The 22495-nt window shown below is 62.4% G+C and carries 15 protein-coding genes and 1 pseudogene; 8 read left to right on the top strand and 8 right to left on the bottom strand.

Features of this window, described 5'->3' with window-relative positions; translation table 11 throughout:
- The first annotated feature begins 32 nt into the window (after positions 1-32).
- From B1A87_RS18430 to trxA, 3 genes are all read left to right on the top strand, one after another.
- A complete protein-coding gene (locus tag B1A87_RS18430; protein WP_144275873.1) occupies positions 33-1694 on the top strand; it encodes an ABC transporter substrate-binding protein in 1662 nt (553 codons plus the stop codon).
- Between the two features lie 228 nt (positions 1695-1922).
- Positions 1923-2879: a thioredoxin-disulfide reductase gene (gene trxB / locus B1A87_RS18425; RefSeq protein WP_078028419.1), complete on the top strand. Its 957-nt coding sequence runs from the start codon at positions 1923-1925 to the stop codon at positions 2877-2879.
- 38 nt (positions 2880-2917) lie between these two features.
- The gene (trxA, locus tag B1A87_RS18420; RefSeq protein WP_078028420.1) at positions 2918-3244 is read left to right on the top strand and encodes a thioredoxin; all 327 of its coding nucleotides are present in this window, start codon (positions 2918-2920) and stop codon (positions 3242-3244) included.
- 6844 nt (positions 3245-10088) lie between these two features.
- Here the strand turns inward: trxA and B1A87_RS18415 are convergent.
- The 8 genes from B1A87_RS18415 to rpmH form a co-directional block, all read right to left on the bottom strand.
- Positions 10089-11315 carry a ParB/RepB/Spo0J family partition protein gene (locus B1A87_RS18415; RefSeq protein WP_078028421.1) on the bottom strand — a complete coding sequence of 409 codons (1227 nt, stop codon included), beginning with the start codon at positions 11313-11315 and terminating at the stop codon, positions 10089-10091.
- A 67-nt stretch (positions 11316-11382) separates the two neighbouring features.
- Positions 11383-12435, bottom strand: coding sequence for a ParA family protein (locus B1A87_RS18410; RefSeq protein WP_078028422.1), 1053 nt, complete (start codon positions 12433-12435; stop codon positions 11383-11385).
- Between the two features lie 86 nt (positions 12436-12521).
- Positions 12522-13172 carry a 16S rRNA (guanine(527)-N(7))-methyltransferase RsmG gene (gene rsmG, locus B1A87_RS18405; protein ID WP_078028423.1) on the bottom strand — a complete coding sequence of 217 codons (651 nt, stop codon included), beginning with the start codon at positions 13170-13172 and terminating at the stop codon, positions 12522-12524.
- A 19-nt stretch (positions 13173-13191) separates the two neighbouring features.
- A complete protein-coding gene (locus B1A87_RS18400; RefSeq protein WP_078028424.1) occupies positions 13192-13755 on the bottom strand; it encodes a R3H domain-containing nucleic acid-binding protein in 564 nt (187 codons plus the stop codon).
- Complete coding sequence (gene yidC, locus B1A87_RS18395; RefSeq protein WP_078028425.1) at positions 13755-14732, bottom strand: membrane protein insertase YidC; 978 nt, start codon at positions 14730-14732, stop codon at positions 13755-13757. Before yidC ends, B1A87_RS18400 begins: the two co-directional genes overlap by 1 nt.
- Before the next feature lie 16 nt (positions 14733-14748).
- Positions 14749-15144 (bottom strand): membrane protein insertion efficiency factor YidD, encoded by a 396-nt coding sequence (yidD, locus tag B1A87_RS18390; protein ID WP_395940258.1) that lies wholly within the window; start codon positions 15142-15144, stop codon positions 14749-14751.
- Positions 15137-15547, bottom strand: a complete 411-nt coding sequence (gene rnpA / locus B1A87_RS18385; RefSeq protein ID WP_078028427.1) for a ribonuclease P protein component — start codon at positions 15545-15547, stop codon at positions 15137-15139. Before rnpA ends, yidD begins: the two co-directional genes overlap by 8 nt.
- Before the next feature lie 40 nt (positions 15548-15587).
- The gene (rpmH, locus tag B1A87_RS18380; RefSeq protein ID WP_062008104.1) at positions 15588-15725 is read right to left on the bottom strand and encodes a 50S ribosomal protein L34; all 138 of its coding nucleotides are present in this window, start codon (positions 15723-15725) and stop codon (positions 15588-15590) included.
- 470 nt (positions 15726-16195) lie between these two features.
- Here rpmH and dnaA point away from each other — a divergent pair, with 470 nt between their 5' ends.
- The 5 genes and pseudogenes from dnaA (at position 16196) to B1A87_RS18355 (ending at position 22119) form a co-directional block, all read left to right on the top strand.
- A complete protein-coding gene (dnaA, locus tag B1A87_RS18375) occupies positions 16196-17617 on the top strand; it encodes a chromosomal replication initiator protein DnaA (RefSeq protein WP_078028428.1) in 1422 nt (473 codons plus the stop codon).
- Positions 17618-18144: 527 nt separating this feature from the next.
- Positions 18145-19269 (top strand): DNA polymerase III subunit beta, encoded by a 1125-nt coding sequence (gene dnaN / locus B1A87_RS18370; protein WP_078028429.1) that lies wholly within the window; start codon positions 18145-18147, stop codon positions 19267-19269.
- Between the two features lie 105 nt (positions 19270-19374).
- The gene (gene gnd / locus B1A87_RS18365; protein ID WP_078028430.1) at positions 19375-20259 is read left to right on the top strand and encodes a phosphogluconate dehydrogenase (NAD(+)-dependent, decarboxylating); all 885 of its coding nucleotides are present in this window, start codon (positions 19375-19377) and stop codon (positions 20257-20259) included.
- A gap of 59 nt (positions 20260-20318) precedes the next feature.
- Positions 20319-21521 carry a DNA replication/repair protein RecF gene (gene recF / locus B1A87_RS18360; RefSeq protein WP_078028431.1) on the top strand — a complete coding sequence of 401 codons (1203 nt, stop codon included), beginning with the start codon at positions 20319-20321 and terminating at the stop codon, positions 21519-21521.
- Positions 21508-22119 (top strand): annotated as a pseudogene (locus B1A87_RS18355) (DUF721 domain-containing protein). Before recF ends, B1A87_RS18355 begins: the two are co-directional and overlap by 14 nt.
- Positions 22120-22495 lie beyond the last annotated feature (376 nt).

Here is a 22495-nt window from a genome sequence, read left to right as displayed (position 1 = left end):
CGCGCAATTCCCGGACAGCCTAGGAGGAACACGTGTCCCACCCGATCGATGTCGGATCAGTACTTGGCGGCCGCTACAAGGTCACGGCCACAGTGCTGACCTCGCATGACCAGGATCTGGTGCTGGACGGTGTCGACCAGGTGCTGAACCGCCCGGTCAGCATTCTGGTGGCCGGCCCGCACAATGCGGATCAGGTAGCCCAGAGCGCCCGTGAAGTGGCCACCGGCGAGCGTCCCGGGAGCGTGCAGATCCTCGACCTCGGTGTGAGCGACGCCACCACCTACCTCATCACCAATCACACGTCCGCTGCGGACCTGCTGGACCTGGTGGTTTCCTCCAACCCGCCATACGTTGAACCGTTCTTCACGGACACCCTCGGCAGCGAGATCTTCGGCCAAGCCCGCTCGCACGAACCGGAAACGTACGACGACGACGAAGAGATCGACGCCGGCTACATCAACTACGGGGACAACCAGCCCCGGCAGGCTGAACAGCATCGCGGCGGTGTGCCCAGCCCGGCAGCCGGCCGCACCGCCGCGGGCACAGCTGAACACGGAACAGGGGCCCAGGCTCCCACTGCGCCCGTGCGCAAAGCCCCTGTCGTGCCTCCTCTTCCGCCGGCCCGCCCGTCCGCGACTCCTGCTGCCGGAGCCGCTGCAGGCGTCGCCGCAGCGGCGGCTGGCGCGGCCGCTGCCGGGCAGGGACGGCAGCAGCCCGGTTCCGCCGAGAACACTGCTCCGCAGCCCGTTCAGCGTGAGAACGTGGAACAGGCATTGCTGCAGCGCGAGACCAATCGCTCCCCGGAAGCGGCATCCGGCTCACGCGACGGCGTCGGTTCGGAAACGGGCCAGGACGCCCCCAAGGTGTCCCTGTGGTCCAACGACGACTACGACTACGCCCCCGAGGACCAGCACTCCGACGACGAACCCGTCGAAAATGAAACGGACAGGCGGGCGGGCAATTTCCCCGCCGTGGCAAGGACCAGCAGTGTGCCCGCTGCGGCCGGCTATGACTACGACGATGACGACGACGAACCGCAGCGCGAACCCCGTTCCATGCGCTGGCTTGTCGGGGGACTGCTGGCAGCGGTCCTGATCGTTGGACTCATCTTTGCCGTGACCAACCTTGGCAGCCTCTTCAAGTCCGCGCCGCAACCGGAAGCGACGGCAGGATCAACCGTGCCGCCGTCGTCGGCTGCGCAGTCCGGCACCGGGTCACCGACCCCGAGCACTGCTCCGGCAGCTGGGCCGCCGTCCATTGAGGGCATCACCCGCCAGGGCAGCTTCGACTTCGCCTCGACGTACGACGCCGATCTCAAGAAGGTTTTCGACGGCAACGCAGCGAGCTACTGGTCGGACATGGAGTTCGCCACGGAGGATTGGGGCGGCCTGGCTCCGGACGGTGTTCCCCTCGTGGTCAAGCTGAAGAGTCCCTCTAAGGTCTCCTCCATTACGTTGAACCAGTTGGGTGCGTCCGGCGGAAGCATCAGCGTGTTCACCAACGACCGCCCGTCCCTCGACGGCGCCAAGCAGGTGGGCTCCAACAGCTTCACCTCGCCCGATCTCACCATGCCGCTGGCTGAACCGGTCACTGCGCAGTACGTGATCGTGACCATCAAGACCCTGCCCAAGCTCGCCGCACCCAAGACCCGATACGGGTACGGCCTCCGGCTTGCCGAAATCAAGGTCCAGTAGGCATTTCGGTAGGCCTGGCACCCGCCCCTCGCTGTTCGTGTAACAGGAAGGCCTTGGCTCTCTCCGAGACGGTAACCTTGGGGGACGTCCTGTGATGGTGTGTGCGTGCAGGCAATGCGTCTTCACCGGGCCTCCACCACGTCTGGAATATTCGGCACCGCCAAGCAGTTGTGCCATGTGGCCGGCCGCAAGGCTGGCGGATCGACTAAGGAAGAGGTTCACCGTTCAGTGAGCAACGCAGAAAACAGCGCCTCAGAAGTACGTGATGTCATCATCGTCGGCTCGGGTCCGGCAGGCTACACCGCCGCCGTGTACACGGCACGCGCGAACCTGAAGCCGCTGCTTCTGGCCGGTTCCGTCACGGCCGGCGGCGAGCTGATGAATACCACGGACGTCGAGAACTATCCCGGTTTCCCCGAAGGCATCATGGGTCCGGACCTGATGGAGAACTTCGAAAAGCAGGCCGCCCGCTTCGGGACGGAAATCCAGTTTGAGGACGTCACGGCCCTGGAGCTCGACGGCGACATCAAGACGGTCACCATCGCCACGGGGGAGACCTTCCGGGCACGCGCCATCATTCTGTCCACCGGTTCGGCGTATCGCGAGCTCGGTCTGGCGAACGAGAAGCGCCTGTCGGGCCACGGCGTAAGCTGGTGCGCAACCTGCGACGGTTTCTTTTTCAAGGACCAGGACATCGCCGTCATCGGCGGCGGCGACTCTGCCATGGAGGAGGCGCTGTTCCTCACGAAATTTGCCAAGTCCGTCACTGTCGTTCACCGGCGGGATACGTTGAAGGCTTCCAAGATCATGGGCGACCGCGCCCAGGCTCACGAGAAGATCAACTTCGTCTGGAACACGGCGGTTGAGGACGTTCTGGGCGGAGATAAGGTCACCGGCCTGAAGCTGAAGAACCTGATCGACGGCTCCGAATCTGAGCTGGCCGTCACCGGCGTTTTCGTCGCCATCGGAAACGACCCCCGCACCGAACTGGTCAAGGACACCCTCGAAATGACCGCCGCCGGGACCATTGCGGTTGAGGGCCGCAGCTCCCGGACCAGCGTCAAGGGTGTCTTCGCTGCCGGGGACGTCGTGGACCCGACCTATCGCCAGGCCATCACAGCTTCCGGTTCAGGTTGTGTCGCCGCGATTGACGTCGAACACTACCTCGCTGACCTTCACGCCTGACCGGCGCTGACCACCGTTCGAAGAGAGAGACAAGGGTTATGAGCAACGCAAAAGACGTAACAGACGCAAGCTTCAGCACGGACGTGCTGGCCGCCGACAAGCCGGTAATCGTGGATTTCTGGGCCGAATGGTGCGGCCCGTGCCGCAAGCTTGGCCCCATCCTGGATGAGATCTCCGTGGAGTATGGCGAAAAGGTCAATGTCGTCAAGGTCAACGTCGACGACAACCCCGCCATCGCTGCAGAGTACGGCATCACGTCCATCCCGGCCGTGTACCTGTTCCAGGGCGGCCAAGTGAAGAGCACGGTCATCGGCGCCAAGCCGAAGCAGTTCTTCGAAAAGGAATTCGCGGACGTCCTGTCCTAGACAGCGTCGTACTTCTCTAACGGGATAGCCGACGGCGCTGCTCGGCTGACGCTGAGACAGGCAGCTGAGACGGAGACGGACCGGTGGCCACCACTCCAGGGGAGTGGTGGCCACTTTTGTTTGAACCGGGGAAGTGGACCCAGGCGGTGACTTGTCACGGGGCCGGCACATTTTCTCGGGGCGTGCGGATTTTCACTGGGCGTCATTCGATCGAGGCCTTCCACGTGTCCGGCCTTCCTTGGACTAATCTCCTGCCAGTACAGGCTTTGCTCGGACTGCGGTTGGGGTGCTGTCGGCTGCGTTCTTCTTCTGCGGACAGCTGCCGCACCGCACGGTCGTAAGCCCGTGGGCCGGGTCGGCTCTCTTGTGCCCAATCCACCCTCAAGTGCAACGATTATCCGTTGTGCATCGTCTATATTTTCGCAGGATAGACTTCAGACGTCCGCTGCCACTAGCATTGGCCAGCGGTACGGCTGGGATGGCTTGCTTCATGGCCTCCGACGTGCATAGCCGTCAATGCATGAGTACCTACACAGGTTGCAGTGGTGGGTGCAGTTCGTTTCACGTGAAACATCGCACGCCGGTCCCTCGTCCCTATCAAAGTGGTTCGTACCCAGGGCGGCGATTCGATACTCTAACCTAAGAAAGTGCCAAAGAGCACCATGCTGGTCGCCGCCGGCTGAATTATGCGCAGGATCGGGCGGAGTGCCGAGTCTCCACTCTGCCACCCCAGAGGCTCCACCGACATCCCCAGGCACTACCCCACGTTCTCTGCATATTCCTGCACAGCTTCCTCCACGGCGTTCTCACCGGCCATGGCTGCACATCGCCCGGATCTGCGAGCATGGCACGCCACCGTCGAGCGACCGATTGTGAGGTCCGAAAACATCAGCACTTCGTACGAACGCGTCGTAGTTTTCGCGCTCCTGCGCGATTCGGCCGGCAGGAGGAATTAGCGGTTGTCGAATCCATGTTTCACGTGAAACATGCGGGCCTCCTGCGCGACTACCAACGAAGATGTTCGATTCCTTGAACCGGGCGCGTCTTTAAACCGGCAACGACCATGCGAGCCCGCAGCCGGTGAATGCGGGCCACACCAGTTCGGCGGCGTCCCCTCCCTTTGACCACCCGCCCTACCGAATCCCGGGCTCCCACATCAGCCGTCGCCCCTCCTCCCGCAGGTAGGCACACCAACAATGGGATCCTGGCATTGGGAACGCGCCAGCCACAGAGGGACCCACAAGTCGCGACAAGCGCACGGTCCGCGCCTGAGCGGCTCGCGGGAAAAGGCCGCCCCCATCGAGCGGCCCCGCGGTCTATGGGAGCAAATCCGGAAACCAATGACATACAACTCATTTCAGATGATTGGACAACCGTCAGGGACGCCTATCCGGTCGACCAGCACATTTGAGGCCGCTACCTGGTCCCCAGTGGACCGGGTTCGGGAGCCTAGGTGGCCAACGCCAAATCAATCGCCGGGCTTCCTGCCTAGACATTTCTCCTCACTTTCCTTCAGAAGCAGCTGGAGAGGCCGGGACTTCCGCCCCTTGGGCCGGCGGTCATCCGGCACGCCGAGTGGGCGAGCTGGCCAGGCCCAGGTCCCCTTCCGGTAGCCACTCAGAGGGCAGAGCTGAAGGGACTGCAAGGAGGACTCGACGCTCTCGACCCGCTGGTGGATACCTATTTGCTAGTCCGACCGCTTCGTACCCGCGACGGTACGCACAGTTCGCGTAGGAGCCTGGGCGTCCATCATGGAGTCACCTCCACGTAGGCGACAGTTCAGAAGCAGATTCTGCAAACGAGCTGGCCATTCCAGTCGAAAAGATCACCGGACCACCCATCATCTTCTGAGACACCATGGTCCTCCCTGGAACTGGCCAAAGTGCTACGAAGAGGCTTCATTCGTGAGCCGCATATACGAAGTGGCGATGCGAGAGCCACCACAGGACCCCAGGGGCCAGCAGTCTGGCAGTTAGGCAACACCACAAGGCACGCGTTGTTTCACGTGAAACATGCTAATTCCCCAACGGTGGCCCGGCGGTGGGTAGGGTGCCGGAGTCGATGATTTCCCGTCGGTACGGTACTCATGGATCAGCGGGGCAAAACCTGGGTCGCGATCGGTCGCTGTTTCACGTGAAACGGTGATCGTGTGGCGATCCTCGTGGACCACATCAGCGTCTAAGACGGAGGGCCTGCACCTGCGCTGAGGCATGAGACAAGCGGCTCCAGTGTATGGGCTACATCCACTGTTGCGTGCGGTTGCATCGCGGGCAACGCCATATCATCGGGAAACTGAGCGCGTCACTGGCTCAGTCGGCAGCGGCTCCGTAATTGGGCTCTCCAAGTCCATGCCCCTACGTCGAGCCGTTCGCCTAGCCAAGACAACAGCCACTCCATGTGGCGCGGATGCATATGTACCGGAACACCACGATTGACCGCCACCGTACTGTCCCATCGGCGTGGCCCATATCGTTGGGGCGTCGGTCTCACAGCTGGAGGCTGGCACCTCCTAAGAGCATCTCCTAGGAGGCGCCGGGCGGCTATTGCAGCTAGGTGGGGCATCGGGCATGATGCACCGACCAGCGCAAGGGCGGCCCTCACCGGTAGATGCAGCTGCCACCAATAGGCGCTGCGGCACAAGGGGCCGATTCCACTATCCCGGAATTAGCTGCCACACGCAGTGCCACAAAAGAACCAGGCCCACTACAAGAAGCGGAACGAAGCGGGGGCGACATGCCAACCGGCCATCTGCCAGCACTGCCTTGAGAGAGGCCAGGAAGCCTAGGTACATACCCGGACGGCGGCGTCGTGCCCCCGAGCGGAGTCCTAGGGGCTCTGGTCTCCGCGGACAGTGTCGAATAGTTCCGGTGCGGGACTGCCGATGTCTCTCCGGGCTCGTGAACGGGGCTTGGTCTTCGGCGCGCCTACTAACCGGGCCGTCCTCGGCGCATCAAGGACACATCACCGAAAGAGACCCACCCGTCGGCCGGAAGTCTTCTCTGACGCACCCAACCATCGACAACTGAGGCACGCACCGGCGTACCTCCACATAACGCCCCGCCCACTGCCTGTTGCCCGCCGCCCGCTGCCCGCTGCTGTCCACCCAGTCGCTTCTCTGCCGGGTTCCATATTGATGCAGCCCGTCAGCATCCGAGGAGGCATCGGCGCTAAGCTGCTCACGAGTCAGCCGGTTCAGCAGTCGCATCATAGTCGGCGTCAGTCCATGCCCTAGTCCATACACTGGGTGTCCTTCGCAGGTCACAGGCCCAGCCCCACACGCACTCGTGCCCAGTGGCCTCAACACTGCCTGGGAGATCCACTGCCCTTTCCACCAATCAGCGCGCGAGGGACCACGGTCATCGCGGATTTGGTCTACCGCTACGCGGCGACAAGCCAGCATTCCCGACTGGAGCATAGCGACCAGAACATGTGTATTCGCCTGCATGGGATTCCGTCGCGAACGGCGGCGTCGCCACGGGAAACGGCTCCGCACTCGGGATCTTCGGTTGTGCGTTTGCGGCTTCGCGATGGATGCACTCGTGCGGGCAGCATCAACTGACAGGATCAAGTCAGTAGTCGGCGACCGCTGAGCCTCCCGCTGCACGCCTGAGTCGTGAACTTTCCCACAGGCGCAGCATGACATTATTCACAGTCTTATCCACAGCAGTATCCACAGACTTTTCCACAATGGTATCCGGCGCGCATTGTGTCACGTCGGACCCGGAAAGGGAAACCGATACGGCGCCGGGGTGGGGCACCCGAAGGCCAGTTCCGGGACTGGCGTGGGGACCGCTTTCCTGTTCCGATCCGCCGCCTCGCCTGGTACCAAGGAAAATAAACTGATTCCGCTTAAACTCACGCCGTATTTCTCAATATCTTGCAAGTCTCCGGTCTCGATATTTCGCGGCCTGCCTGTTTCACGTGAAACACGAAGCCGACACCGGGAAAGGGCACCTAACCCGAACTCGGCGTTGCGCCAGTCTGCTCAATTGTCTAACCATCCGGGCGAACCGGGCGGGGCTCGTTACCAACAGAGTTATCCACAGGTTTATCCACCGTGATATCCACCGCAATATCCACTGGCCCAACAGCCCCCACGGTGACCTCTCGACGTCGCTGCTAGACCCCTGGCGAGGCCCGTCTCTGGTCAGCTTCGAACGAGGGTCGCACATCGCGGCAAGTTTTCGGATCGTATGCTGTCTCTACGGAAGCACCGTCATTCCTGGATGACCCACCAAACACGATCATCTGGGAGGAATGCGGGCATGGCTGCAAGGCCGGGTCCGGACACCGATCAACTGACCCGCACCGAGAGGCGGGAGCTGGATTCCGCAATTCTGGATTCCTGGACTCCTGGACTCCTGGACTCCACGATAAACCCCATGATGGACACCTTCAGACAGAGCGCGTTGCCACCACCTGTCGCTATGACGATCATGAGATCAAATATGAGCCACTACTCACGACGTCAAGAGGCAGGGGAGTGAACGCACCGACAACGAGTCTGTGGACTAGCGCCGAGTGGTGTGGTCGGTCTACGTAGTCGCCTGACCCGTCCAGTCCTCTCGGTACGCCCGCGTCGGCCGCACGGACGTTTCACGTGAAACGTCGGTATCCAGGGCGGCGAAGCCACTGTCCTTGCGGGAAGCGAGAGCCGACGTGCGCTGGTTGAAGCTCCCTGCACCATGGTGGATGACCGTCGTGCTCTACCGCCGAGGGAACTACAGATGCATCGGGCTTGGCAATGACCAGAGCGACCATCCGGCTACTAGGGTTTCACGTGAAACCTCTGCCTCCGGTCCCTCGTGGCCGCTCCGCACTCACACGGCCCCTCTGATACGGGTGAGGGGTTCCAAGGACGGCCAGCGGCCCAGTATGCCACGCGGGCAGAGGACAGAGCCGTGAACAGCAGCACGTGCCGGGGAGTGCGAACTCGGTGATGCGCGCCATGGATACAGGGGCGTCGATCCGTAGGTCTCCGTCTGAGCGTCCCGCCGTTGGCAGCTTTGGCCGCGCCCCGCCAGACGAGCTCAGCGCCCAAGGGACTCTCCATGTTCGACGGGCAGTACCGTGCTCGGAGTCCTCTGGGCCGGCGACAGGATCCTTCGATCGCGCAACAACTCCCGCGGCATCGAAGCCGGGACTGTCGCGACAGGCGTCCTCGGAGGCTATCAGCGCAATGGAGGGCACCGTCCCCACGCCTTAGACGAGACGGTTCATTTACGATGATTCACGGCCTGCCGGTTTTCCAGGACCGCCAGCAAGATCGTCCTGGTTCGAATCGCGCCTATGCGGCCGGCACGGAACGCACCCGGCTGGCGATGGTGCAGTCCCATGACTTGTGGCAATCCTGCGATCCTGCGATCCTGCGACGGCAAGCTAGAGCACTCACGGCGTTCCATAGCCGAAAGACTTCCTGCAGCAATCTCGTACGTCCAAGTTTCCGCAGGGTTGAGAGTCCTGGGCCGCCAGAGCGCTGGACGACTGGGAGACGGGAGCAGACGCTGCTGCACCCCCGATAGCAGTCCGAAGGCAGGCATGGCGGCCCGAGGGCGGCCCGTCCGTTGGCGTGTATGCCCGGCCATCTTCCTGACTGTCGTTCGCTGGCGGGGCGCACGGCACCGCGATCCACCACCCTGTAGACACGGTGGAGGTCTCTCGCGAACCAGACGGTCCGACCATGAGCATTTCCGCCGTTCCGACGCCTCCACATAGACGTGCGATCGTCGCCGGCATCGTGTGTAGACCGCTGATAGCGTTCCTTCCCTCGAGGGAAGGGTGCAAACTTTGTGTTCGTTTCGGAGTCGAACAGCCAATCGCCCCGCGAGGGCCGATGTGATCCGGTGCTACCTGGCACGAAGTTGGGACGCCCGAATTTCGGACCCGGATAGGACCGTTTCACGTGAAACAACCTGGGGGAGCCACATGGATTACGCCTCTCCGCAGCAAACGACGCCCCGAACAGAGGAATCCAGCGGCCACGCCGCTCCCGAGGCCGGTCCGGACGTCCTGTATAGCCGGCCCGCACCCCGAAGACGATCGCGGCTGGTAGACACTGTCTGCGCCCAAGGCAAGCAGCCACGAGATCCTCTATGCCCTCGCCGGCGGAAGCACAGAGGGCCACGTCGCGACTACGTGGACCGCTGCGCGTTGCACCCGCGAGGAGCAGTGTGGCGGCATTTCGAGGCTACCCGGAGTACGAAATGCGCTGGGCAGCCCCAACATGCTCGGAAAGCCGCAAGTGGAAGACCAGTCCCGGCGACTCGGAGGACCGCCAGCACTTTGCGACGCGGCTGATAGGTGCCTAGCCCCCGAACTAGAAGGGCAATCGGGTGCGGGTCAGACTGCGGTTGTGTCGATCCGTAAGGTTTCCGACGCCCGCTGAACGGCCTTGGATACGCAGAGAGTGACAGATTCGGACACCAACGGAGACAGAAAAATTGGCCCTGCAGCCCATTTGGGCACCTCAGCGCCGTGCACGAACCAGGCAACGGCCTGCCTGGTAGCGGTCTCGTATGCATCCGCTCACCCCGTAAACTCAGACGCGCTTGTTGTTCTTTGGAAATGCTGTCCACCGAAACACTTCCCGCAACTTCAAAATGGAACGCATCAAAGGTGCCAGCCTGCACCGGCAAAGACCGCGGCACGCGACGGTATGGCGGCGATGCCGACAAATGCGATCAGTTGCCTGGCTGCGCAGTCACGGAGAGGCCGCGACCTTGATCGACCGACTCGGCCCCGCCAGCGAGCAACAGTTCCACCGGGCAGTGGCCAGTTCGGAACACTCTGGGCAAAAGGAAAGGGCCCGTTTCACGTGAAACGGGCCCTCGGTAGTGCGGAATTCCTAGTTCTCGGCCCCAGGGGCCAACACATCCATGATTCGGTTCAGATCTTCCACGCTGGCGAACTCGATGCTAACGCGACCTTTTCGCGCGCCCAACGAAATCTTCACGTTTGTATCAAGACGATCGGAAAGTGAGGAAGCGAGATAATCCAGGCGTTCGTGGCGCGCACCGGGGCGGGGAATGTTGTTCTTCGCCGGTGCGGCAGGCTCACGATGGAGGGTCACCGCTTCCTCCGTGGCTCGCACGGACATGCCCTCGGCCACAATCTTCTGTGCAAGGCGTTCCATGGCTGCCGCGTCCGGCAATGACAGCAGTGCCCGAGCGTGCCCTGCGGAGAGGATGTTGGCGGCCACGCGGCGCTGTACCAGCGGTGGCAGCTTGAGCAGGCGGAGCGTGTTCGACACCTGCGGGCGCGAGCGGCCGATGCGGTCAGCGAGCTGCTCATGAGTTGTGCCGAAGTCCTCGAGGAGCTGCTGGTAGGCAGCGGCCTCTTCGAGCGGGTTGAGCTGACTGCGGTGCAGGTTTTCCAGGAGTGCGTCGCGAAGCAGGTCGTCATCGGTGGTGTCACGGACGATTGCGGGAATCGTATCCAAGCCTGCGGCCTGAACCGCCCGCCATCGGCGCTCGCCCATGACGAGTTCATAAGGTTCGCCACCTTTTTCGGTTGAGGTACGCACCACAATTGGCTGGAGAACGCCTATTTCCCGAACTGAGTGAATCAGCTCTGCCATATCGTCCTCATCGAAGACGGTACGGGGCTGTTTACGGTTGGGGTGGATATCACCAACGGGGATTTCGGCAAACCGGACACCCGGGACCTCAACAAGTTCGACGTCGTTGCCGGCCGCACGCAGGCCCCCTACTGGAGCATCTTCCGATCCGGCACCATCCTCGGCGGACACATCACCCTTGGGCTTCACCGGGGTCGCCGCAGCAGGCTCGGACTTCGAGGCGGAAGCAGCCGGTCGCCGCTTGTCCACGGTCTTCTCGGTCGTCTCTCCGGTGCCGGCAGCTGCAGAACCCTTGGATTCGGAAGAGCGGCCGGGCGTGGTGGTCGAGGGTTCAACAGCGGTATCAGCCTCTGCGGGCGCAGACTTGCGCGCTTCCGGAAAGAAAAGGTCCACGGGGCGTGACGGCGCTGTTCCGCTACCCGCAGCGTTGGTGGAGGCGGAACTTGGTATGAGTGCGCCAAGACCGCGACCGAGCCCGCGTCGCTTATCGCTCATGGATAAATCCCTCCATTGGAAGAGCCCGGCTATGCCTGGCTCCGGCTGTTGCAGTGTTTGGAAAATTCTAGCGCTCAGCGATTTCCGCTGCGGCTTCCAGATAGGAAAGGGCGCCGCTGGAGGATGGATCGTACGTCATGACCGTCTGCTGATAGCTGGGTGCCTCGGAAATGCGCACAGAGCGCGGGACAACGGCACCCAGCACCTGGTCCGGGAAATGTTGGCGGACCTCCGCGGCCACCTGCGCGGCCAGGTTGGTCCGGCCGTCATACATGGTCAGCAGAATGGTGGAAACTTCAAGATCAGCATTCAAATGCTTCTGGATCATCTCGATGTTCTTCAGCAATTGGCTGAGGCCTTCCAGCGCATAATATTCGCACTGAATGGGGATCAGGACCTCGCCCGCAGCACAGAATGCGTTCACCGTCAGCAGGCCAAGGCTCGGCGGGCAGTCGATGAAAATGTAGTCCAGGCGTTCTTCGCCCTTTTTCTGGCGGGACTTGGCGTAAACGTCGATGGCTCGGCGGAGTCGCTGCTCCCTGGCCACGAGGGACACCAGTTCGATTTCGGCGCCTGCCAAGTGAATAGTGGCAGGAGCACAAATGAGGTTGCTGATGTCGGGGCACGGAGCCACGACGTCCTCCAGCGCCATGTCATTGATCAGGACGTCGTAGATGCTGTCGACTTCAGCATGATGTTCGATGCCCAGCGCGGTGGAAGCGTTTCCCTGCGGGTCGATGTCGATAACGAGGACGTTCAGCCCGGCGGCAGCCAGTGCGGCTGCGATGTTGACCGTGGTGGTGGTCTTCCCCACGCCACCTTTTTGGTTTGAGACTGTGAAGATGCGGGTCTTCTCGGGCTTCGGGAGATTGCGGCCCAGGAGCCTCTCCCGGCGCTTGTTCTCATGCGCAAGTTCGCGGGCGATGGGGCTTGAGTCGTCCAAGGTGTCCAGTACGTTGCCGGTGGCCGGTGTTTCACGTGAAACCTTCGACGCGTTCAGGACCGCAACCGAATTCAAGTGATTCGAAGCCATAGCGACCGAGGGTACACCAAAGGCGCGCGCCGACCCCAAGGACACGAACGGGGGGATCCGCTGCGTGGAGGTTTCGCTACTGGTCACTGGGACACACTCACTCTCGTTCGGCTTTTGCTGCCGTTCTCTAGCCTAACCGCTACGCCCCCAAGACCTGTGGCAACGGGCCTTGGCTAGACGATCTTTCGCGTCTTCTTCACTACAATTCGAACGACGGTGGTGGGTTCCTCCAGCAGATCCTGCCCCACTGTCACTACGGAAGTCTGCACACCGCCAAGCTTGCGGATCACCTTGGCGGCCTTTTCAATTTCCTCGGCGGCGCTTCGCCCCTTGATGGCTACGACTTCACCGTCGCCATCCAACAGCGGAATAGTCAGGCCGGCCAGATTGCTCAGCGCCGACACTGCCCGGGCGGTCACAACGTCCGCCTTCACCATCCCGACAGCCAGTTCGGCCCGGGTGCGCATAACCGTAACATTGCTCAGGCCGAGATCGTCAACTACCTCCTGCAGCCAGATGACCCGCCGCTCCAGCGGTTCAATGAGGGTCAGCTCCAGATCCGGGCGGGCGATGGCCAGGCAAAGGCCCGGCAAGCCGGCTCCGCTGCCGACGTCGGCCACGTGGCTTCCGTGCGCAATTTCGCTCTCAATAACCGCACAGTTCAGGACGTGGCGTCCCCACAGCCGGGGAACTTCCCGGGGACCGATGAGTCCACGTTCGGTTCCCGACGTGGCGAGGTGCTCCACATACCGCTCGGCCAGGCCAAGGCGATCGCCGAAGATCTTTTCCGCTGCCTGGCGCTCGGCCGCAGTAATTTCCACCATCAGTAGTCCAGCCGGCTGTTCAGTCAGCAGAGACGACGATGTGCCGGCCGGCGCCTTCGCCCTCGGACTCGCTTACGAACCCGAGATCGGCAACGGCGTCGTGCACGATCTTGCGCTCGTAGGCGCTCATCGGCTCCAGTGCGACGGCCTCACCGGTTTCCTTGACGGACGCAACGGCATCCTCGGCGATCTTCTGCAGGTGGCCCGCGCGTTCTTTGCGGTACCCGTTGATGTCGAGCACCAGGCGTGACCGGTTTTCCGTTGCGGAAAGAACCGAAAGACGTGTCAGCTCCTGGAGTGCTTCCAGTACTTCGCCGTCCTTGCCCACCAGGTTCTCCAGGCCGGCCGATTCTTCCTCGGTGACGATGGAGATGTAGGTCCGTCCGTTGCGGACCTCGATGTCAATGTCGCCGTCGATGTCGGCGATATCAAGCAGTTCTTCCAGGTAGTCGGCCGCAACGTCGCCTTCTTCTTCAAGGCGGCTCGCAGACGTACCCTTACCGGCGTTCACTGCCTCGGTGGCGTCGTCCTGGTCTTCGCTGACATCAGCGGAAAGTGCGTGCTCAGAGCTCTCAACAGACATTACTTCTTCTTCCTGTTCTTACGTTGTGGCTGTATGCGCTGGCTGCGGGCTTCCGAAACCGCAGCGGCGGCAGCGGCCTCAGCCTCGGCGTCGGCCTTCTTGCCTCCCAGGATGGGGAGCACCGGCAGGCCCTTCGCGGCACGGCGCTCGGCCAGGGCCTTCGCGGCGGGGGATCCCGGCGTGGGCATGCGGCGGATGACAAAGAACTGCTGGCCCATGGTCCACAGGTTGGTGGTGGTCCAGTAGATGAGGACACCGATGGGGAAGTTAATTCCGCCGACGCCGAAGACGAGGGGAAGGATGTAGAGCATCATCTTCTGCTGGCGCATAAACGGGCTGGCCATGGCCTCTTCGGACATGTTCTTGGCCATGATCTGCTTCTGCGTGATGAACTGCGACGCCGTCATGGCCAGGATCATCACGATCGAGAGGATCCAAACGGCAACCTCACCGCCTGCGGTGCTGCCGTGAAGCAGGGATGCGGAGAGCGGAGCGCCAAAGATGCTGGACTCGTCGAACTGCCTGACCTGCTCGACGCTCATGGCACCGATGCCCTGGCCGCCGGCCTTGGCCGTACTGATGCCGGAGAGCACCTGGAACAGGGCGAAGAAGAACGGCATCTGGATCAGCATCGGAAGGCACGCCGAGAACGGGTTGGTCCCGTGCTTCTTGTACATGGCCATCTGTTCCTGCGCCATGGCCTGGCGGGACAGCTGATCGGTCTTGCCCTTGTACTTGTCCTGCAGTTTCTTCAGGTCAGGTTGCAGCAACTGCATGCCTCGCTGTGCCTTGATCTGCTTGACGAACACGGGGATCAGGGCGGCACGGATGACCAACACCAGTCCAATGATGGACAGCGTCCATGTCCAGCCGTTCGCGGCCGGCAAGCCGATGAAGCTCAGTCCGTCATGGAAGCCGACCATAATGACTGAAACCAGCCACTTGAACGGAGCCATGATTGTTCCAAAGATGTCCATGCGATATCCCTATTCGTTAGGCCGCAAGGCGGCCTTCTCCATCAGTCCGAGCAGCCAGGTACTTATCCGGGTTGTTCAGCACAACAATTGTGGGGGTCTGGTTGTCTGGCCATTCGCGGTGGCCGGCGGGGACATGGTCCACTCCGCCGGCGTTCCAAGGGTGGCAGCGCACCAGTCGCTTGGCTGCAAGCCAGCTTCCCCTGACGGCTCCGTGAACCGTGATTGCCTCCAGCGCATAGGCCGAGCACGAAGGAAAGAAGCGGCAGACCTGCCCGTACAAGGGCGAAATCACCTTGCGGTAGGCCATCAGCAGAAGAATGAGGATATTGCGCGGCAGGTTCCAGACGAATCTGCCGGCAGCCGCTGCAGCGGACTTAAGGAAAGGGACGACGGCGCCAGTCAGGTCAAACACGCTGTGTCCCTTCCTGTGTTGTTCCGTTCGATCGCAATGCAGCCGACTTTGGATGGCGGCCACCCAGCCGCCTCATGGTTACTTCCAAGGCAGCGTTGTAATCCGCCAGCAGTTCCTGCCAGCTGGCAGTCGCCGAGGCAGGCAGGGCACGCACCACAATAGCGAACCCGGTACCGTACTCGCGCAGCGAGACAGCACCGGCTTCCCTAAGTCTCCTCTTAACGAGGTTCCTGGCAACAGCGTTCCCGACACCCTTGGAAACGATGAACCCGATTCTGCTGGGTTCATCGGCCCCGATAGTTGCCGTATATAAGACTACGTTCCGGCGTCCATTGCGGACGCCGGAACGTACAGTTGTTGAAAAATCGGTTGAAGTCCTCAGACGGTTCCTGGTGGCCAGCACCGTTAAACTCGCAAAGGAAAGATAACCGACGAGTCAGTATTTAGGCCGACAGTTCGATGCGGCCCTTGCCGCGGCGGGCGGCCAGGATGGCGCGGCCTGCACGGGTGCGCATACGAAGGCGGAAGCCATGCTTCTTGGCCCGACGGCGGTTATTCGGCTGAAAAGTCCGCTTGCTCACGTTAGTTACTCCAGTGGATCAAAGGTGCGCCCACCCGATCAAAAAAGGGGAAGAACTGGCCGACGCTAAGTTTTGTATGTGTCTGCTTCCCCCGATTTCCCGGAACGCTGGGCGTCTGGAAGGTCAAAATGGGGTCAGAAAGCAGGCACAAAGGACTCCACAACGTTAGGCCAAACTGCGACCCCGAGTCAAACCGGGAGGTGGCCCGCCACCTTTCCCCAACTGTGGCTAACCGGTGTCCCCAGCCTGTGGATGAAGTGGGTCACAAGCCCCTTTTTCGAACCACAACGGTGTAATTATCCACAAGCCACTTCCCAGCTATCTTCTGGCCTTTTCATCCCCTAGAGTGGCCCAGTAGCCGATTATCCACGGACTGTGCATAACCCTGTGGATGAAGCCGGGACAGCACCCTGGATCCAGGCTTGCGGCTGCATGTAATGCAGGTAAGCAAGCTTTGAGGAACCCGATTGATGACAGTAGACGAAGCCAACCACGCCAATACTGTCGGAAGTTCCTGGCGGCGCGTGGTGACCCTTCTTGAGCAGGACGACCGTGTTTCCCCGAGGCAGCGCGGCTTTGTCATCCTGGCCCAGGCGCAGGGCCTCATCGGTTCCACCCTCCTCGTGGCCGTGCCCAATGAACTCACCAGGGAAGTGCTGCAGACCCAGGTCAAGGACGCACTCGACGACGCGCTCCGCAATGTTTTCTCAGACGACATCCGCTGCGCCATCGACGTTGACACCGATCTGGTGCCCGTCCACGAAGAGCCGGAACCCGCCGTCGAGCTTTCCCTCGCTGCCGACCCGTCGGTGGAACTGAAGCCGCAGCCCATGCTGCCGAGCACTTCCCACGAGTTCGGCCGGTTGAATCCCAAGTACGTTTTTGACACCTTCGTGATCGGCTCATCGAACCGGTTCGCCCATGCCGCCGCCGTGGCGGTGGCCGAAGCGCCCGCGAAGGCCTACAACCCGCTGTTCATTTACGGCGACTCCGGACTGGGCAAGACCCACCTGCTGCACGCGATCGGCCACTACGCCCGGCGCCTCTACAGCGGCATCCGCGTCCGGTACGTGAACTCCGAGGAATTCACCAACGACTTCATCAACTCGATCCGTGACGATGAGGGCGCCAGCTTCAAGACCACGTACCGCAACGTGGATGTGCTGCTGATCGATGACATCCAGTTCCTCGCCGGCAAGGACCGGACCCTGGAGGAGTTCTTCCACACCTTCAACTCCCTGCACAACAACAACAAGCAGGTTGTGATCACGTCCGACCAGCCGCCCAAGCTGCTGGCCGGCTTCGAGGACCGCATGAAGTCGCGCTTCGAGTGGGGCCTGCTGACCGACATCCAGCCGCCGGAACTCGAAACCCGCATCGCCATCCTCCGGAAGAAGGCCCTCAGCGAAGGTCTCTCCGCTCCGGACGACGCCCTGGAATACATCGCTTCCAAGATCTCCAGCAACATCCGCGAACTCGAAGGCGCCCTCATCCGCGTCACGGCCTTCGCCAGCCTCAACCGCCAGCCGGTGGATGTTGCCCTGGCCGAGATGGTCCTCAAGGACCTCATCACCGATGACGGCGCGCAGGAGATCACCTCGAGCCAGATCCTGACGCAGACGGCCGAGTACTTCAAGCTCAGCATGGAAGAGCTCTGCAGCAAGTCACGGACCCGGACGCTGGTCACGGCCCGTCAGATCGCGATGTACCTGTGCCGCGAGCTGACGGACATGTCGCTGCCCAAGATCGGCCAGGAACTCGGCGGCCGGGACCACACCACGGTGATCCACGCCGACCGCAAGATCCGCGAGCTTATGGCTGAGCGCCGTGTGATCTACAACCAGGTCACCGAGCTGACCAACCGGATCAAGCAGCAGCAGCGCGACTCCTGACCCGCGGTTCTTAACCTTATTAACAGGCACGTGTGGATAACCCTGTGGACAGTTAAGGGGACAACCGCGGTTAATGGGCTTAAAACCCTTAAGGTGTCTGTGGATCACGGAAACGGCCAAAAATGTTATCCCCATCCACAGCCTGTTTAAAACGTGCTCCGCCCACAGTCCATGAACAGGGCTTAACCGCGGATTCCAGCAGTGGGACGGGGTTATCCACAGTTTCCACAGCAGTTATTAACACTACTAATCCCAAAAAATTGAAATTCCCTCAAACAACAATCTCGTTCCCTGCCCCACACGACTCCGGGCCCCTGCCCCCGAGGGGCCGAGGTCATTGACGGGGATGGGGAAATCCCCGATGTTCCGGCTAAGCTGTCAGCAGCGCTCCCATCCTCGGGTCTTCCAGTGGTCCAGCAAGTGCGGACCATGCAGGTTCCGGTGTTCCGGGAGCAACGGTTTTGTGGACTCCACGCAGGAGTTCCCGTTCAGAAAATGGCAGCAGCAATGAAAGGCGGCACCCTTCCGTGAAGTTCAGAGTCGAACGGGACGTCCTGGCAGAAGCCGTAACGTGGACAGCCCGATCGTTGTCTCCGCGGCCGCCGGTACCGGTCCTGTCCGGCCTGCTCCTCAAGGCCGAGTCCGGAACTGTGAGCCTGTCGAGCTTTGACTACGAGACGTCGGCCAGGCTTGAAATCCCTGCCGACATCGCGGAGGAAGGCACCATCCTGGTCTCGGGCCGGCTGCTCGCCGACATCTGCCGCAGCCTTCCGTCCGCCCCCGTCGAGGTGGTAACCGACGGCAACAAAGTGACGCTTACGTGCCGCCGAAGCAGCTTCCACCTGGCCACCATGCCGGAAGCCGAATATCCGCCGCTGCCGGCCCTGCCCACCATCAGCGGCACGGTCGCCGGCGATTCCTTCGCCCAGGCTGTTTCCCAGGTGATCATCGCCGCCAGCAAGGACGACACCCTGCCCATCCTCACCGGCGTGCGCATGGAGATCGAGGATGACCTCATCACGCTCCTGGCCACCGACCGCTACCGCCTGGCCATGCGGGAAGTGCCGTGGAAGCCGGTCACCCCCGGCATTTCCACAAGTGCGCTGGTCAAGGCGAAGACCCTCAACGAGGTTGCGAAGACGCTCGGAAGCAGCGGGGACATCAACCTCGCCATTGCCGACGACGACAGCCGCCTCATCGGGTTTGAAAGCGGCGGACGCACCACGACATCGCTGCTGGTCGACGGCGACTACCCCAAGATCCGCTCCCTGTTCCCGGACTCCACACCGATCCATGCCACCGTGCAGACCCAGGAACTGGTCGAAGCAGTCCGGCGCGTGTCACTCGTTGCCGAGCGCAACACCCCCGTCCGCCTCGCGTTCACCCAGGGCCAGCTCCACCTTGACGCCGGCACCGGCGAGGACGCGCAGGCCTCCGAGGAACTCGAAGCGCAGCTGTCCGGCGACGACATCACCGTGGCGTTCAACCCGCACTACCTCGTTGAGGGCCTGAGCGTCATCGAAACGAAGTACGTCCGTTTCTCCTTCACCACCGCGCCAAAGCCGGCCATGATCACCGCCCAGGTTGACGCCGACGGCGACGACCAGGACGACTACCGCTACCTCGTGATGCCGGTCCGGCTGCCCAACTAAGTAGCAGCTGGTGTCGTTACGGGCACCCAAAACGACACCCAGTGCGACCCAGTTGGGTGCACCACCGCAGCACCCCCACCACCAGCGCAGAAAAGAGCTCACACCGTGCACATCGGACTGATCGGCCTTGGCAAAATGGGTTTCAACATGCGCGAACGGCTGCGCAAAGGCGGCGTTGAGGTCACGGGCTACGACCGCAACCCCGACGTCGCCGATGTGTCCTCCGTCGACGAACTCATTGCGGCCGTTCCGGTTCCGCGCCTGGTCTGGGTCATGGTCCCGTCCGGGGACATCACTGACGCTGTCATCACCGAACTCAGCGTGAAGCTGCAGCCCGGCGATTTGGTGATCGACGGCGGCAACTCGCGCTTCACCGAGGACCAGAAGCACGGCGCCGCGCTGGCCGAAAAAGGAATCCGCTTCGCCGACTGCGGCGTCTCCGGCGGCGTTTGGGGACTCCAGAACGGCTACGGCCTGATGGCCGGCGGAGATGCAGAAGACATCGAGCGCGCGCTGCCCGTTTTTGACGCCCTCCGCCCGGAAGGCGAGCGGGCCGACAGCTTCGTCCATGTCGGTGGCGTCGGCGCAGGCCACTACGCCAAGATGGTGCACAACGGCATCGAGTACGGCCTGATGCAGGCTTACGCCGAGGGCTATGAGCTCCTCGCTGCCAAGGACATCATCACCGATCTTCCCGGCACTTTCCGGGCTTGGCAAAAGGGTACGGTTGTCCGTTCCTGGCTCCTGGACCTCATGGTGAAGGCCTTGGACGAGGATCCGGGCCTGGCCTCGATCGACGACTACGTCGAGGACTCCGGCGAGGGCCGCTGGACCGTGGAGGAAGCCATCGCGAACGCGGTTCCGGCCCCGGCCATCACCGCCGCGCTGTTTGCGCGCTTCTCATCCCGTGAGGACAATTCACCGGCCATGAAGATGGTGTCCGCCTTGCGCCAGCAGTTTGGCGGTCATGCCACCCGGCCGGCCAAGTAACACCGAGCCCGGGATCCGCAGGGTCCCGGAATGAGGGCTCCCGAGAATTTGAAGATCTTGTGTACCTAGAACACCTGTCCCTGACCGATTTCCGCAGCTACGCCCAGGTGGACCTCCGGCTGGAACCCGGCGTCACCGTCCTGGTGGGTTCCAACGGCATCGGCAAAACCAACCTGATGGAAGCAATCGGCTACCTGGCGACGCTGAGTTCGCACCGGGTCAGTGCTGACGCCCCGCTACTGCGCTTCGGAACCGAACGGGCCATGATCCGGGCCAAGCTGGTGCGCGGGGAACAGTCCACGGTCCTGGAGCTGGAGATCAACGGCGGCCGGGCCAACCGCGGACGCATCAACCGCAGCAACCCGGTCCGCGCGAGGGACCTCCTGGGCATCTGCCACACGGTCCTCTTCGCTCCCGAGGATCTGGCACTCGTTAAGGGTGATCCTTCCAGCCGACGGCGCTTCCTCGACGAGTTGCTGGTCAGCCTCGTGCCCCGGCACGCCGCCACGAGGAGCGACTACGACCGCGTGCTCAAACAGCGCAACGCCCTGCTGAAATCTGCGCGTGCCGGCAAGTTCACGTCCGGCCATGAGGCCACCCTGGATGTCTGGGACCAGCACATGGCGCGCGCGGGAGCGGAGCTGCTGCATGCCCGGCTGGAACTCGTGGAGCGCCTTCGCCCGCATCTCAACAACGCGTACGCCCAGCTCACCGACGGGTCCAAGGCCGCGGACGCCGTTTACCGGTCCACGCTCCAGAACATGATCGACGACGACGGCGCACCGGCGGCCGCAGGAGCCGAACCGTCTGCAGCAGGAGACCCTGTTGAGGACCTGCGGCTACTGTCCGTCGATGAGCTCACCGAACGTTATGTGCGCGCCTTCGCGGCGTCCCGCCGCAAGGAACTCGAGCGGGGCATCTCGCTCGTGGGACCGCACCGGGATGAACTGGAACTGGTCCTCGGCCAGGCACCCGCCAAGGGATATGCCTCGCATGGTGAGACCTGGTCCATGTGCCTCTCCCTGCGGCTCGCTTCCTACTACGTCATGCTGGACGACGCCCGCACCGGTGGTTCGGCGCCCATCCTCATCCTGGATGACGTTTTTGCCGAGCTCGATGTGCAGCGGCGGCGTAAACTGGCCGCAATCGTTGCCGGTGCCGAGCAGGTGCTGGTGACCGCCGCCGTCGATGCCGATATTCCGGAAGAACTGACCGGGCGGCGGGTGAAGGTTATCCCGGGAGGAATCGATGAACAGGGATAAGGACGGCGGCCTGCAGCCCGGCCGCGATCCCGATGAAATCGATGCCGCGCAGTCGGCCCTGAACCTGTCTCTTATACACATCTAGATGTGTATAAGAGACAGCCGCAGCCGCCCGCGGCGAGGTCCGCCGGGCCTGTCTCTTATACACATCTAGATGTGTATAAGAGACAGCTCCGGCAGCAGCCAGAAGCCCCGCACCTCCGGGCGGAGCACGCGCGGCTTCAGCCAGTTCCATTCCACCGGCCGTGACCCCTTGGGGCTCGGTAAGGTGGTGGGCCGGCTGGTGGCAGAGCGCGGCTGGACCTCACCCGTTGCCGTCGGTTCGGTCATGGCGGAATGGCCGACCCTCGTGGGCCCGGAAATCGCGGCGCACTGTACGCCCGAAAGCTTCACCGACACCACGCTGCACGTGCGGTGCGACTCCACGGCCTGGGCCACCCAGCTCCGGCTGCTGAGTATCAGCCTGCTCGACAAGTTCCGGACAGAACTGGGCGACGGCGTGGTCACCAGCATCCAGGTCCTTGGTCCGGCGGCGCCGAATTGGCGCAAGGGCGGGCGCACGGTCAATGGCCGCGGGCCCCGGGACACGTACGGATAGCCTGCTATCGCAAGGGATCGCGGCCCGGCCCGGTGCCGGATCCCTTGAAAAATGCGCAAACGGCGTGTAGGGCGTTCAAACCGCCGTGAGTCGTATAGGAACCCAAAGACGGGACCGCTGGGGCCTTGCAGGCGGGGTCAATGGCCAGCGAGCGGCACATTGCCAGCCGTTCGAGGCCCCGGAATGCGGGAATCGTGCCCCTTTCACGATAGAATCTCCGTAGATAACTGGGCGCCGGTGAAACGTTGACTGAGTCCGTTTTCCCGCGCGATTCCAGCGGCGGAAGACGGGTCCGCAGGTCAATCGAGTAGCCGGCGCTATCAGTGACGTGCCTGTTGGCGGAAGCCTTTCCCTCGGGAGACGGCATCAGCCGGCC

The sequence above is a fragment of the Arthrobacter sp. KBS0703 genome, assembly GCF_002008315.2.
Lineage (GTDB): Bacteria > Actinomycetota > Actinomycetes > Actinomycetales > Micrococcaceae > Arthrobacter.
This window is presented reverse-complemented; position numbering and strand designations above follow the sequence as displayed.